Annotated in this window: 13 protein-coding genes and 1 pseudogene; 11 read left to right on the top strand and 3 right to left on the bottom strand. The window is 48.5% G+C overall.

The annotated features are described in order from the left end of the window. Window positions 1-240, bottom strand: a pseudogene (locus tag EZ437_RS21060) (hypothetical protein); the annotation flags it as partial. A 763-nt stretch (window positions 241-1003) separates the two neighbouring features. Here EZ437_RS21060 and EZ437_RS21055 point away from each other — a divergent pair. From EZ437_RS21055 to EZ437_RS21045, 3 genes are read left to right on the top strand one after another with little or no spacing between them, the layout of a single operon-like run. Then, window positions 1004-1948, top strand: coding sequence for a sugar-binding protein (locus EZ437_RS21055; protein ID WP_165500489.1), 945 nt, complete (start codon window positions 1004-1006; stop codon window positions 1946-1948). A gap of 30 nt (window positions 1949-1978) precedes the next feature. After that, on the top strand, window positions 1979-3493 hold the full coding sequence (locus EZ437_RS21050; RefSeq protein WP_131598108.1) for a sugar ABC transporter ATP-binding protein: 1515 nt from the start codon (window positions 1979-1981) through the stop codon (window positions 3491-3493). Window positions 3494-3499: 6 nt separating this feature from the next. Then, on the top strand, window positions 3500-4444 hold the full coding sequence (locus EZ437_RS21045; protein WP_131598107.1) for an ABC transporter permease: 945 nt from the start codon (window positions 3500-3502) through the stop codon (window positions 4442-4444). Window positions 4445-4456: 12 nt separating this feature from the next. Here EZ437_RS21045 and EZ437_RS21040 read toward each other — a convergent pair whose 3' ends face one another. After that, entirely contained in the window at window positions 4457-5347 is an 891-nt protein-coding gene (locus EZ437_RS21040) for an AraC family transcriptional regulator (RefSeq protein ID WP_131598106.1), read from the bottom strand. A gap of 479 nt (window positions 5348-5826) precedes the next feature. Between EZ437_RS21040 and EZ437_RS21035 the strand changes: the two genes are divergently transcribed. From EZ437_RS21035 to dgoD, 8 genes are read left to right on the top strand one after another with little or no spacing between them, the layout of a single operon-like run. Then, entirely contained in the window at window positions 5827-6615 is a 789-nt protein-coding gene (locus EZ437_RS21035; RefSeq protein WP_131598105.1) for an SDR family NAD(P)-dependent oxidoreductase, read from the top strand. Window positions 6616-6632: 17 nt separating this feature from the next. Then, window positions 6633-7484 carry an amidohydrolase family protein gene (locus EZ437_RS21030; RefSeq protein WP_131598104.1) on the top strand — a complete coding sequence of 284 codons (852 nt, stop codon included), beginning with the start codon at window positions 6633-6635 and terminating at the stop codon, window positions 7482-7484. 26 nt (window positions 7485-7510) lie between these two features. Further along, complete coding sequence (locus EZ437_RS21025; RefSeq protein WP_131598103.1) at window positions 7511-8221, top strand: SDR family NAD(P)-dependent oxidoreductase; 711 nt, start codon at window positions 7511-7513, stop codon at window positions 8219-8221. Window positions 8222-8233: 12 nt separating this feature from the next. Next, a complete protein-coding gene (locus EZ437_RS21020) occupies window positions 8234-9004 on the top strand; it encodes an SDR family NAD(P)-dependent oxidoreductase (RefSeq protein ID WP_131598102.1) in 771 nt (256 codons plus the stop codon). Window positions 9005-9015: 11 nt separating this feature from the next. Beyond that, on the top strand, window positions 9016-10080 hold the full coding sequence (locus EZ437_RS21015; protein WP_131598101.1) for an aldose epimerase family protein: 1065 nt from the start codon (window positions 9016-9018) through the stop codon (window positions 10078-10080). 43 nt (window positions 10081-10123) lie between these two features. After that, window positions 10124-11131 (top strand): sugar kinase, encoded by a 1008-nt coding sequence (locus tag EZ437_RS21010; RefSeq protein ID WP_131598100.1) that lies wholly within the window; start codon window positions 10124-10126, stop codon window positions 11129-11131. Window positions 11132-11138: 7 nt separating this feature from the next. Further along, window positions 11139-11747: a bifunctional 4-hydroxy-2-oxoglutarate aldolase/2-dehydro-3-deoxy-phosphogluconate aldolase gene (locus tag EZ437_RS21005; protein WP_131598099.1), complete on the top strand. Its 609-nt coding sequence runs from the start codon at window positions 11139-11141 to the stop codon at window positions 11745-11747. A 6-nt stretch (window positions 11748-11753) separates the two neighbouring features. Then, window positions 11754-12914, top strand: coding sequence for a galactonate dehydratase (gene dgoD / locus EZ437_RS21000; protein ID WP_131598098.1), 1161 nt, complete (start codon window positions 11754-11756; stop codon window positions 12912-12914). Window positions 12915-13063: 149 nt separating this feature from the next. On the opposite strand, the gene EZ437_RS20995 is transcribed toward dgoD, so the two are convergent. Then, complete coding sequence (locus EZ437_RS20995) at window positions 13064-15127, bottom strand: glycoside hydrolase family 127 protein (protein ID WP_131598097.1); 2064 nt, start codon at window positions 15125-15127, stop codon at window positions 13064-13066. Window positions 15128-15247: the final 120 nt, after the last annotated feature.

Raw genomic sequence — 15247 nt, 5'->3', positions numbered from 1 at the left:
ACCCTGATCAGCATTTGACGCAAGCGGGCTGCCCGACTCCCAAACCTCGGCCTGGCTGATGTACTTTTTGTACCAGTTCACGAAATAGCGAACTACTTCGCCGCTGCTAAGCCCATACTTACGGCCAAGCTGCGCCTGGCTCAGTTTGCCTTCAAGGTATTCCCGGGCAACGGCAATTTTAAAAGAATCCTCATAGGTAACAAATGTCCCTGTCTGTGTCCCTTTTCTCGGTTTTTCCATAGTAATATAAAGTTAAATGGTTAGTCCGAATTTGGTAAGGCAATTTTAGGAATAGACACATACCCGTGTGTAATTTGTGGATAACTGGTTTTCAGAAGATTTGACAAGGTCGATTCTTTGTTCAATATAGAAATCATCCTATTCAAAAATGCCAGACATCCTTAATGACGGCCACTCTACCATCCCAACACAGCCAAGCAGATGCCCAGACAATCATTACGGCCACTGATATTCTCTAATCAGTCTTAGCACGATTTTGACCTAAAATAATTACCTCTGCCGACTTATTCCATTACCGATAGGCGAACAAAGTGTGGCTGATCATCAAGGAATGGTGCATTTTCGGGCCCGATATCCGCCTTTTTAAAGCCAACTAACCCCCAGTATCCTAACACAAAAAATCAAAGATTTGCATTCGCCCAGGAAAATTAAACGCTAAAAAAAGTCAATTAAGTTCTAAACAATGTTAAAAACGTTCCATTTTCGGGCAGTAAATTGATTCATTTTTGATCACTGGTTTTGCTCGGTAATTTGATCGCTGTAAAATGCGGAAGAGCTTTGACCGACAACCTGATATAACCATGAATAATTTTTCCCCTCAAAACGAAAATCAGCTGTCCTATCGGTACGGCTTTACGGGTGATCGGTCCCGGAAGCCTGTTACTGAAATCTTATGTCAGGAAATGGCGAGAATGAAAAATTACCGGTACCTACCAATTTTGTTGAACCACTATTTAGACAAATTTTAATTATTTGAATGCTTATGAAAAAGACGATTTGCTTTTTACTGCTCTTTACTGCTTTGCTGGGCCCTGGCTGTCAGCGTAATCAGAAACCTACCATTGCTTTCATTGCAGGGGCAGCCACCGACTTCTGGACGCTTGCTGAGAACGGATGCAACCAGGCAGCCAAAGAACTACCGGAATACAATGTTATTTTTAAATACACAACCGATGGGGCCACTGAAGAACAGAAACGACTGATTGAGGACCTGCTGGTCAACAATGTCAGCGGGATCGTGGTATCACCACTGGACCCAGTCAACCAAAGTCCGTTAATCGACAAAACTGCTGAGCAAATCCCGGTCATCATCACCGATAGCGACATTCCGGGAAGTAAGCGTCTGTGCTATGTGGGCACCAGCAATATTGATGCAGGGAAATCTGCCGGTCAACTCATCAAAGAAGCCCTTCCTGCCGGAGGAAAGGTGATGTTATTTGTCGGAAAATCGGATGCCCAAAATGCAAAAGAAAGAATTGCAGGCATTGAAGCAGCACTTAAGGGCAGCAACATTACCATTGCAGGCGTAAAGACTGACAACATTGACAGGGTAAGGGCAAAAGCCAATGTGAACGACGTGCTCGTATCTAACCCGGAGATCAATTGCTTCGTCGGTCTGTGGAGTTATAACGGCCCCGCGATACTCAACGCTGTGAGAGAGTCCAATAAACTCGAACAGGTCAAGATTGTCTGCTTTGACGAGGAAGAGGAAACACTCCAGGGCGTAAAAAAAGGAGATATTGTCGGTACCGTCGTTCAGCAACCTTATGAATTTGGGTACCAGTCTATACATTTACTGGCTAAATACATTTCAGGTAACAAAAACGCTGTTCCTGCCGGCAAACAGATCATCATCCCGGCAACAATTATCAACCAGGCCAACGTGGATGCCTTTATCGCAAAAATGCAAACTGTCAGAAAAAAATAATCACTTGTCTTTCTACTGCTAACTAAAACCATGGCACCAGCTAAAGCAACACCAGGCAACTGTATCCTGGAGATGAAGGGGATCAGCAAAACATTCGGTGCTTTCAAAGCCTTGAATAAAGTCAGCCTCGCAGTTAACGAAGGAGAAATCCTGGCGCTGCTGGGAGAAAATGGCGCAGGAAAATCAACCCTGATGAAAATCCTTAGCGGCATCTACACCGCAACGGAGGGATCAGTTCACCTTGATGACAAAGCCTGTGAAATCAACTCCGTTAAAGAGTCGCAAAGACTGGGGATTATCCTGATCCATCAGGAACTCAACCTGTTGGATAACCTGGATGTCGCCGGAAACATCTTTCTCGGACGCGAACCAGTCAAAGCATTCAAACTGATCGACCTGCATAAATTATATGCTGATGCCGATGAGTTGCTCAAACTTTTTGGCCTGACCATCCCTTCAGCCACTAGTGTAAGCAAGCTGTCGATTGCCGAACAGCAAATCATTGAGATCATCAAAGCACTTTCCCAGCACGCCAGGATCATCATCATGGATGAACCCACCTCCAGCCTGACCCTGAAAGAAACTGACCTGCTTTTTGAGATCATCCGCAACCTGAAAGCAAAAGGAATTTCCATTATCTACATTTCCCACCGGCTGAACGAGATCATCGAAATCGCCGACCGGGTGGTCGTGCTAAAAGACGGTCAGAATTCAGGCGAGCTTCAACGCAGGGAAATCAACCATGACAATTTGGTGCGGTTAATGATCGGAAGGGATATATTCAAATCCCAGGTCGCCCCCTGGCCCTATCATCCGGCGAGCTCATTCGAAATCAGGGACCTGTCCACCTACAGGTACACGCAGCACGGAGTAAATCTGCGGCTGAGCGGCGGAGAGATCCTTGGGATTTCAGGACTGGTGGGTGCTGGCCGGACAGAACTGGTCAACACCATCTTCGGGATACATCGCGCGACCGGGGGAACGATGCATCTGAACGGTGCGGAAATCACCGTGAATAACCCCGCAGATGCCATCTCAAAAGGAATTTTTTTAGTCCCCGAGGACCGCAGAAATCAGGGTATTGTTGCCAGCATGAACATCATCGAAAATTTAACGCTTCCCAATCTGCCCGCAACTTCGGCTTTCAAAATTATCAGCCGCCGGAAAGAGGCCGCACTCAGCACCGCTAAAGTCGAAGAATTAAACGTCAAAGCTCCAACTCTGCGTACCAATCTTAAAGATCTAAGCGGGGGCAATCAGCAAAAAATTGCCATTGGCAAATGGCTTTCCCGTAATCCCAGTTTACTGATCTTTGACGAACCCACTCGCGGGGTAGACATTGGGGCAAAGGCCGAGATCTACAACATATTACGAAACCTGGCCAAAAGCGGGGTGATGATCATTGTTGTAAGCTCCGACATGGAGGAAATCATCAACATCAGTCACAGGATCCTGGTCATGCACGAAGGAAAAATCTCCGGTCAGCTGGAACCTGAAGAATTTACGGAAGAAAATATCATGCGGTACGCAGTAGGCTTAAACTAATTAACAATGAAAAAAGAAAAAGGAATATTTATCATTTTTGTCATACTATGCGTTCTGGTTGCCATAGGTAACCCCAACTTCCTGAGCCCGGCCAACCTAAAGAACACCACACGCCTGATTGGTATATTTGGCATATTCAGCATCGGAAGCGGGATCGTGATCATCGCCCGGGGAATTGACCTCTCCGTGGGTTCTGTATTTTCCTTGATCGGCGTGATCCTGAGCATGTTGCTAGTGAAACACCAGGTCGCCTGGCCCCTGGCAATGTTGATTGTCCTTGCCCTGGCGACCTTAATTGGCTGCTTCCACGGAACCCTGGTGACCAAATATAAGATCCAGGCCTTTATTGTTACCCTCTGCGGACTATTATTTTACCGGGGAATCGCCAGGTTCATCTCTAATGATGTGACCATGGGCTTTGGCTACGGAGAAGGATTCTCTATTGTGCAATACCTGGCCACCGGTAATCTGTGGGGCATACCGCTGCCATTTATCCTGATGCTCATTATCAGCGTACTGGCTTGGGTCTTCCTGCATAAATCCGTTTATGGCAGGTATATATTTGCCATTGGGCGTAATGAAGAAGCGACTTATTTTTCAGGAATCAATACAGACCGTATGATCATGCTAACCTATGCAATATGTGGGCTTTTAGCTGGTATCTCAGGCGTGCTGCTGGCATTTTATACCAATGCCATAGCGCCCTCTTCTCATGGTAATTTTTACGAGTTGTATGGCATAGCCGCCGCAGTACTCGGAGGATGCTCCCTTAAAGGTGGAGAAGGATCAATCGGGGGTATTATCATTGGTGCAGCCATGTTACAGGTTATCCAGAACCTAGTTAATTTGTTAGGGATACCGAGTTCGCTTAACTTCGCTGTAATGGGCATTGTGATCCTCATCGGCGTACTTGCAGACAAATTCCTGGTGAACAGGCAGATGAGCAAATAAATCAACATTTTCTCATCGCCGGTTTTCAGGAACTTTTTTTGCAATCAGGGGGAAACACTGTTTGTAATATTCCTGGGGAGTCATTTTAACGACTTTCTTAAATTTCCTGTTGAAATAAGAACTGTTGTTGAATCCGCTATCAAGACTAATTTGGGCCATGCTCAGTGAATTCTGCTTGATCAGCTCACAAGCATAATTGATACGGAGGTCAATCACGAATTCTGAAAAGGTCTTTCGGGTATACTTCTTAAAATACCGGCAAAATGCTGACGTGGAAAGGCAGGCTATAGAGGCAGCATGCGTCAGATCGATATGCTTGCGAAAATTCTCTAAAAGGTACTGATGGACCAGTCCCATCCTGTTTGAGTCCCTTAAAGAATATTCATGGGCAAGGCTCGGGGTAGATAAAATTTGCAGATCAGGAAGTTTGGTCAGGTGGTCCAGCAGGTAAAGCAGGCTGATCGCCGCCTCACTTGGGTCCATTTTAACCATTTTCCGGAGAATCTCCCCAGCCTGCTTGCCGTTTTCGCCACTGATGTAAAGGCCCTGACCGGAATTCGCGAGCAGGCTCCTAATGCTGTGAAAAGTGGGCTTCTCAAAAAGATTTGGCGCGAGAAAATCCTCCCGAAACTGCAGCACTATCTGGTGTACCTCATTGTCTGAAGAAAAGTCCTTGTTGTAAAAGGTATGGGGCAGGTTTGGTCCGAGCAAATAAATGTCCCCGGACTGGAAAGTCCCGATATTGTTTCCGATATACCTCCGACCCTCACTCTTGATGATATAGATCAGTTCATACTCCGGATGGTAGTGCAGCGGAAAATCATTAAACGCGAAGAATTCCTCTTTCAGCTGGAAAAGGTCGTTGGGACTTGATTTTGAAACATTTTCTAAATAAAGCTTCATGGTGATGGAAACAGTCCTTACTGTCTTGTAAGTTTATTCAAAGATAATGATTAATAAAGAGTTACGCCATCAATAAGAACAGGATTGACTTTCCAGGGGCATGTTTTCCCGCTCAAATGTGATAAACACGCCGTGCAAGCAGGTTGATCTTCATCCAGCTTTTCGCGCTAAATGCGCCTGAAAACCGGTTATTTAACGGTTTCAAGCGCCGGGCCGTATCAACTGCAAGCGCGTCGCGCCGGGCAACGCTGATTGCAAACATTGTCAATATAGTTCTACATCTGGCTAAAAGCGTTTTAATCTCAAGCTAATAATTGACTGACTTTTGAAATGCAGATCTGTGAGATACACGGCTGCAAGAAGAAGCTGTCAGTTCGACATGAGGGGTAAGTTTGGTTAAATGAAAACCGGCCCGATCATGAACGGCTCATCAATTAATCCAACGGGGTACATTCCCGGAAAAAGTTTAAAAGTTAAGTATGAAAGGTTTAGCAGGCAAAGTTGCCATAGTCACCGGCGGATCATCCGGAATTGGAAGAGCATGTGTAGAACGGCTGTGTTCCGAAGGAGTTTCAGTGACTTTCTCGGGAATCAGTGCAGCAGGGATCAAAACTGAACAGGAACTCGCTGAGCGGGGCTTTGCAGTACAGTTCCTGCAGGGGGATATGGCTGATGAAGCCTTCTGTAAATCCCTTGTGGCGGCGGCTGTGTCGAAATGGGGCAGTCTGCATTTTCTGGTCAACAACGCGTTCTCTTTTGTATCAAAAGGCACTGATGTCACCCGTGAGGACTGGGACAGGGTCATGCACGCCGGACCCGTGGCCTATGGCACCATGGCTAAATATGCTGCGCCGCATATGAGCGCCGGCGGAGCAATTGTGAATGTATCAAGCATATCGGCGCATATCGCCCAGCCAGGCAGATGGACCTATAACGCGGCAAAGGGCGCTGTTACCCAGCTTACCAAATGCATGGCGATGGACCTGGCACCGAACATCCGCGTAAATGCAGTAAGTCCAGCCTGGATCTGGACCAAGGAAGTCGAAAAAGCGGCAATCGGCGGAAGGGACAAATGGGAACCGGTATGGGGCAAATTCCACCTGCTAAGACGTCTTGGTGAAGTGGAAGAATGCTCAGGACCGATCGCGTTCCTGCTAAGTGATGAGGCAAGCTTCATCTCCGGCGCAGACCTGTACATTGATGGAGGCTACCTGACCATGGGTGGAGAAGGACTGGGAGAAACCTCTTCATTTGCCGGCAGTTTATAATCTTAGCCTCTGATCAAATGCCAACCAATCCTATCATCGACGCTCATGTTCACCTTTGGGACCCCGGTTTTCTGAGGTATCCCTGGCTGGACGAAGTTCCGCTGCTGAACAAGCCCTACCTGATGGATGATTTCAACAGGGACACCAAAGACCTTCAACTGGAAAAAATGCTTTTTGTGCAGTGCGAGTGCGACCCTATTCAGAGTGAACAGGAGCTCGCGTGGGTAAGCGAACTGGCGGCAAAAGACAGGCGCATCAAGGGTATCATTCCCTGGGCACCGCTGGAGCTGGGCAATGACGCTGCTGAAATCCTGGACCGGTATGCCAAAAATCCGCTGGTCAAGGGCATTCGCCGGATTATTCAGTTCGAACCTGATCCCGATTTTTGCCTCAAAGCTGATTTTATACGAGGGGTGCAGCTGCTCCCAGCCTATGATCTGTCATTTGACATCTGCGTTTCACATACACAGCTACCAAAAATCATCGAACTAGTCGGCAGGTGCCCGGAAGTCAAATTTATGCTCGACCACATGGGTAAGCCCGGGATCAGTACCCGTGAATTTGAAGCCTGGGAATCGGATACCAAACAGCTCTCTACATTCGGGAACGTCGCCTGCAAGCTATCCGGTCTGGTCACTGAGGCTGATCACCGCCGGTGGAAGCTGCACGATTTGAAGCCCTATGTGGATGCAGCCCTCTGCCACTTCGGTACCGAACGCTTGATCTTTGGCGGGGATTGGCCAGTGTTGTGTCAGGCCTCCTCTTATGCCAGATGGGTCGAGACCCTGGACAGCTTATTGTCCGGGATCCCCGAAAATCAAATTCAGGACATCTACCGGCGGAATGCTGAAAAATTCTACCGCATATAAGCATATATAAAAATAGTTAAAGAATTATGGAATTAAATTTCAAAAACAAAGTTGTACTCATTACCGGCGCGGCCGGAGGAATCGGAAGCACCCTGGTTCGTGATTTTAAAAGTCATGGCGCCATTGTATACGGAACAGACATTTCTCCTTCGAGTGACTCAAACTATATTCAGGGGGATCTAACCAATGATCAGTTTTTGTCGGATCTGGTGAACGGTATCCTGGAAAAAGAAGGCCGGATCGACGTATTGGTAAACAACGCGGGTATTTACCTGCGCACACCGGCAAAAGACATAACCCGGTCTGAGTGGGAACGGCTGATGGACATAAATCTGACCTCAGTATTCTTCCTGACGCAACTCGTCATAGACAAAATGATCAGTCAGAAGTCCGGAGCAATTGTGAGCCTTGCTTCAGTGGCGGGAAAAGTGGGCGGACTGATTGCCGGCGCACATTATGCCGCCAGTAAAGCTGCCGTTGAATGTTTAACCAAATCACTTGCCAAACTGAGTGCGGCCCATGGCGTGAGGGTGAACGCAGTGGCACCGGGGATAATTGACACCAGTATGCAGGACGGGGTACCAGCAGAACAGATGGAATTCTTAATGAAAAACATTCCAATGGGCCGTCTGGGTACTGCCGCTGAGGTAGCTGACGCCATCGTCTTTTTAGCATCTGACGCGTCTTCGTACATCACAGGCCAGACGATCAGCATCAATGGTGGAACTTACATGTAACCAGCGATCGGTATGAATCCAAACGAACTATTTAATATAAAAAACAAGGTCGCCCTGGTAACAGGTTCTTCAGGGGGACTTGGCGCTGCATTCGCCAGGGGACTGTGTGAACATGGTGCCAGGGTAATCCTCAATGGCAGAAACCAGGAAAAACTGACTGACCAGGTCAACCAGCTCAGGCGGGAAGGGCATCAGGTCTGGGGCTATGACTTTGACATCAACAACTCCGAACAAGTAAATGAGGCCGTTGAGGCCATATCCCAGGAGGTGGGTGACATCGATATTTTGGTAAACAATGCTGGTATCACCATCAGAGGGCCGCTGGAATCATTCAGTGATGCGGACTGGGACCTGATCATTGCGGTCAACCTCAGCGGAGCCTTCAAAGTTTCCAGGGCAGTAGCTGCAGGCATGATCAAACGAAAATCGGGCAAAATCATCAATATCGGTTCGTTGCAGTCTGAACTCGGACGTCCTTCTATCACTCCGTATGCAGCTTCAAAAGGCGGATTAAAGATGCTTACCAAAGGGATGGCCGTTGAATGGGCCAAACATAATATACAGACCAACGGGATCGGGCCCGGCTATTTTAAAACAGACATGACCAAACCCTTGTATGAAAACACAGAATTCAATGATTGGGTCTGTAAAAGAACACCCGGACAACGGTGGGGATTGACAGAGGAACTGGTGGGCGCATTGATTTTCCTGTCCGCCCGCGCCAGTGACTATGTAAACGGTCAAATGATTTATGTCGACGGCGGGCTGCTGTCGAGCGTCTAACCCAACAGCGCATGAAATACATCCAGGCAAAACAGGAAAATTTCCAGGCGATCTATAAAAATCACTCCACTGCACTTTATTACTTAAAAAACGCTGCAGGTATGGAAATGGCGGTCACCAACTTCGGTGCCAGGGTGGTCGAACTGTGGGCACCGGACCGGGAAGGTAACTTCGCAGACATCGTACTTGGTCATGACCATATCGATCACTACATCAACTTTAAAGGGGAGCGGTTTCTTGGCGCCGCAATCGGCCGCTTCGGCAACAGGATTGCGAATGGCAGGTTCAGCCTGGACGGCAAATCCTACCAGCTGCCACAAAATGACGGAAACAACAGCCTGCATGGCGGCTTTGAGGGATTCGACATGGTGGTTTGGAAGGCCGAACAACGGGGCAATGGGGAAATCACCTTCAGCTATACATCACAAGATGGTGAGCAAGGCTTCCCGGGAAATCTAGCTATCAGCATGACCTACCGCCTGACCGATGAAAATGAATTCTACATCTCCTATCGTGCGACCACAGATCAGCGGACGATCATCAATCTGACCCATCACTCTTTTTTCAATCTCCGCGGTCACGGGAACGGCAGTATAAACGACCATCAACTGATGATCAATGCTGAATACTACACGCCGATAGACAACACCCTGATCCCGCTGGGCAGCCTGGATCCGGTAGCAGGTACACCCATGGATTTCCGCCAGCCTACCGCGATCGGAAAAGCGCTGAATGAAAAATTCCAGCAACTGGATTACGGCATCGGATATGACCACAACTGGGTCCTTGATCACGGTACAGGCAGCCCCAAGCCGGCGGCAACTTTACTGGAACCAGATTCCGGTCGTTACATGGAAGTATTTACCACTCAGCCAGGAATCCAGTTTTACGGAGGCAATTTTTTTGACGGCAAATACCAGGGCAAGTCAGGTAGATCCTACCGCTACAGAGAAAGCCTGGCGCTGGAGACCCAACATTTCCCTGATAGTCCCAACCAGCCAGCTTTCCCTTCTACCGTACTGGGGCCGGGAGAAACCTATGCGCATCATTGCATTTATAGATTCAGCGTAAAGTAATGTATAGCATCAGCCCAGTCCATCCACTAATTTTGTTTAGCCCATGAGCTTTTTAACCTTTGGAGAAATCATGCTTCGGTTAACCCCGAACGAAAAAGCGGCCAAACTTGACAGCAGTCAGGCCTTTGCAGTGAACTATGCAGGTTCAGAGTCCAACGTCGCCAGTGCTCTGGCCACGCTGGGCAACACTGTTCAGTTTATCACCAAAATACCTGATAATCCGATTGGCGAAGGCGCGGTCCGGTCACTCAGGGGCCACGGCGTAGATACGGCCCTGATAAAAAAAGGAGGCCAGCGAATGGGCAGCTACTTTATTGAACTTGGCGCCTCCATCAGGCCGTCCAGGGCAGTATATGACCGCGCGCATTCCGCTTTCAGCGAAATAACACCGGAAGAGTTTGACTGGGCCGAACTGCTGAAGGGAAAGGCCTGGATATTCCTTTCCGGCATCACCCCTGCCTTATCCCCTGGTTGTGCCCAGTCGGCCATCAACCTGGTAAAGGCTGCCAGCGAGCAAAAAGTAAAAGTAGCCTTTGATTTCAATTACCGCAGGACACTATGGAATGACCCCCGGGATGCAAGGAAGCTGTTTGACGAGATTTTAGCCCATACCGACCTGCTGCTGGGCAACGCAGGCAGCCTGGTTGATGTGTACGGGATAGCGCTTAAAGGAACCAGCGAAACAGAAATCACACTTGAAGCCCTGGAAATTGCCGCTGCGCAATTCGGTCTGCGGCAAGTCGCATTTACCATCAGGGAACATAGTTCGGCTTCCAGAAACGATCTGAGTGCTGCTTATTTAAACCAGGGTACACTCAGCATTTCAGCAAATTACACGGTAGACATTTCCGACAGGTTCGGGACAGGGGATGCATTCGCCGCAGGACTCCTCCATGCGCTGCATCTAGGTTGGGATGATCAAAAAGCCGTAGCATTTGCTACCGCTGCCTTCGCGCTGAAACACACCATTAGCGGCGATTATCATTCCAGTAACGAGCTGGAAATCCTGTCAATTATGGAAGGCAACACTTCCGGTCATGTCATTCGATGAATAAATTATGAAAACTAAAACCATAGCGCATATTGAGTCAGCCAAAGTAGTGGCCATCATCAGGTCAGATAATGAAAAAGATGTCCGCCCCATGTTAGCAAACTTAATCGCATCGGGCATCACGGCCCTGGAAATTACCGCCAACACACCAGGCTTTTGCGCACATATCTTATGGGTGAAGCGAGAATTTCCTGAAATACTGGTAGGTGCAGGCACCATCACGACGGTTGAACTAGCAAAACAGGCCATCGGGGCCGGTGCTCAGTTTCTGGTCACCCCCAATATGAACGCGGACGTGATTGGGGCGGCCAAAAATGCAGGTGTAGTGTCCTTGATGGGTGCAATGACGCCCACTGAAATCGCCACCGGGCTCCAGCAAGGTGCAGATTTCATCAAATTATTTCCCGCTGGTACCTTAGGCACTGATTACCTGAAGGCGGTACTCGCCCCTTTCCGGGGCTGTAAGATCATCGCTGTGGGAGGAATCAACGCGGCCAACGCAGCGGAATGGTTGCAGGCGGGTGCAGTTGGCATTGGCGTCGGCGGCACCTTTACCACCGGATCAAAGTCTGAAATCAAACAGTCGGTAGCTGCGCTGCTGGCACAAATCAAGTAAATACATATGGAAAATCAATTGATCATAGAACGTTTCGAACTGTTCAAAGTTCCACCAAGGTGGTTGTTTTTAAAAATCACCACCAAAGAGGGAATCATCGGCTGGGGAGAACCCATTGTTGAAGGAAAGGCCGATACCGTTGCTGCATGTGTGAAAGAAATGGAGCAGTATGTGATCGGACAATCTGCCCACCGGATCCAGGACATCTGGCAGATATTGTACCGTGGCGGCTTTTATCGTGGCGGTGCCATACACATGAGCGCCATGGCCGGTATTGACCAGGCGCTTTGGGACATCAAGGGGAAAGCTTTGAATGTCCCGGTTTACCAGTTGCTTGGCGGCGCTGTACGGGATAAAATGAAAATGTACTGCTGGATCGGGGGAGACAATCCCGATGTCGTGATCCAGCAAGCGAAAGAGAAGGTAGCTGCCGGATTCAGGGCAGTGAAGATGAATGCCACCGGTCCCCTGGAATGGATCACTACCCAGACCGAGCTCAAAAAAGCGGCTGAGAACATCCGAAAACTCAGGGAGGAATTTGGGGACAGCCTGGAAATCGGGCTTGATTTCCATGGCCGGGTACATAAAAGCATGGTCCGAAGACTGATCGATGAACTGGAACCCTACCGGCCGATGTTTATAGAGGAACCTGTGCTCAGCGAACACAATGAAGCGCTGAAACACATCGCCGCCTATACCAGCATCCCGATTGCCACAGGTGAACGCATGTTCTCCCGCTGGGACTTTAAATCACTGCTGAGCGAAGGAAACATTGATATCATCCAGCCTGACTTGAGTCATGCCGGGGGGATCTCAGAAGTATTCCGGATCGCGGCCATGGCAGAGGCCTATGACGTCAGCATTGCACCACATTGCCCGCTGGGACCCGTATCATTGGCGGCTGCGCTGCAGATCGACTTTGCCTGTCCGAACGCTGTCATCCAGGAAAACAGCATCGGCATCCATTACAACCAGGGCTTTGACCTGCTAGACTATGTGAGCAACACTGAAGTATTCACCATCAGGGATGGTTACATCGATTTATTTGAGCGCCCGGGCCTGGGTGTGGAAGTGAATGAAGCCGCACTTATGGAAGCACAAAAAATTGGTCACCAGTGGACAAACCCTATCTGGCGACTTGAAGACGGAAGCTTTGCCGAATGGTAGGTAAAGCATCGGTAGAAGTGTAGCAGGCCGAATGTCCTGCTACACTTCGCTTTTTTTAAGGTCAGATTAATATCTGCGCTGAGTTCCATACCCGATGACCACCACCTCATCCAGGCCTTTGGTTTGCTCTAGAAGCTGCACATTGATGGTTAATTTGGTTTACCAGCGCTGAGCGGAGTCCATACCTGATAGCTGTCTCCCTGCTTTCTGTTGCCCAGTGAATAAAAAGGCACCGCCTGGAATCTGACCTGCTCACCATTTCCCTTAACAGCCTGCCCGGTAATCACATTTACCCCATTCAGCAACTTTGGCTGGTAAGTCATTGTCAATGCTGTTTCCGGGATAATTTTATATTCTCCAAGTGATGGGTTGTCGCCCGATTCCAAACCATAAACAATAGGTCCTGCGGCGATGGCCAACTTCCCTTTGATCGTTTCTACTGAAGCATTTGGGGTCACAAACCGTGGTTCAACCGGAAGCCTAAGTTCCACTACGTCACCTTTTTTCCATTTGCGGGTTAGTGTGACATACCCATTCACCGGGCTGACTGCAATAGCTTCTCCGTTTATTTTTAACAGCGCTGCCTGGCTAATTTTAGACAGATATAAATCAAAGGGATTTTCCTTTCCTGTCGCCCAGCCGGGTATGCGCACTTTTAATGAGAATGTCTTTTCCTGAGCTGGCTTCACTGAGATCTTGATGTCTCCCTGCCAGGGGTAATTCGTGGTCTGTTCCAGCAAAACGTCCATCCCTTCTATTTTGACAGTTGCTTCACTCCCAATAAACAGGTTAACATATATATTTTGTTCATCTCCGGCGTAAATGTATTCCGGAGCAGATCCAATCATTTTTAAAATCATGGGTGGACAGCACGGGCAATCATGCCATGCCCAGCGTTTATGATCTGTAGCCACCAGGGGATTTTCATAATAATAGTGATCGCCGCTAAGCGCCACCCCTGATAGCAGGTTGTTATACAGCACGCGTTCAAACTCATCCATATACTTTCCATCTGCCTGCAATTCGTTCATCCTGGCACTAAAGAATCCTGAAGAAATGGCCGCGCAGGTTTCCAGGTACGCCGATTCCGGGAGGAAATAATTCGGCCCGAATTTTTCCTGTTCCCGTATTGCGCCTTCACCACCGGTGATGAACATCTTTTTGCCGACCATGTTATCCCAGTAGGTATTGGCCGTATTGACATAGTCCCTGTTTTTATTCTCCAGTGCGACAGCGGCCACACCTGTAGCCAGTAATGTCGCCCGCACGGCATGACCCTCAATGGTTTTCTGCTGGAAAACCGGCACATCATCCTGGCCATAAGCCCCGAAATTCATCCTTTTGCCCGCACCGTCTTTTCCTCCATGGTTCCCCCGGTTTTCAATCCAGAATTTCCCCAGGTCGAAATAATCCTGTTCCTTAACCGGAGATTTGATTTTAGCCTTAAGTGCCGGGTCGTTTTTGAAAAGCCAGTACAATTTGACTACCGCTTCTTCCGGGCCACCGTGCCCTGGAACAATATTTTTCCGAGGTGCAGGGCCCATATCCCTGCTCATCAGGTTGGCGATCTTTACGGCTGCTTCCAGCAGTTTGGTTTTGCCGGTAGCACGGTAATAATGGTCCGCTGCTTCGATCAGCATTCCCGCATTGTAAATGTCATGCTGCCAGTTGTCATCGCCGCCATTGGTGCCCCAGCGCATTTTTGACCGGGTCAACGTAGTGTAAGTATTCACGTAACCATCAGGATCAATTGCCTGCGCGGCAGCAATCCTGTCGATATAGCCATCGATCTTTGCTTCTAATGCTTTATCCGGATATTCAGCCAGGATGTCGGCAGCTCCCCGGATCGACTCATAGACCAGCCCGTCATACCAAGGCGGTCCGTCATGGGATTTAATGTCTTTTTTGCCCTGGGCAACGAGATCAAAATTTAAAAATGCGTTTCGCGTTCTGCCCAGTTTTTTCTTTTCTGCAATGATATCCGGGCGGTCAGGCGTATACTTTCCTTCCAGCTTATCGAATACATCGTAAACTGTTGTGGCCGTCCAGACTTTCAGCTTGGGACTCCAGAACGGGTCATTTACCCTTACCTGCTCAAGGGTTAAAGGCTTGATAATTTTCACAGAATGTTCATGCTGGGCAGTAGCGGAAAACGAAGCTGCCACCACACAGGATAAAGCAACTAGCGCGACACGGTTTAAGCGGAGATTCATAAGTTTATATTTTCTATTGGTTTAACATTTGCTGACCAGCCACGCCCGGGAGATTGGCCATGGCCAGGTAATAGACAAAGTGAAATAAAATCAAGAGGTCCAATTTGAATTATCTTGACC

This window comes from Pedobacter psychroterrae (assembly GCF_004331695.1).
Lineage (GTDB): Bacteria > Bacteroidota > Bacteroidia > Sphingobacteriales > Sphingobacteriaceae > Pedobacter > Pedobacter psychroterrae.
The sequence above is the reverse complement of the archived record's forward strand: the minus strand, read 5'-3'. Positions and strand labels throughout refer to the sequence as shown.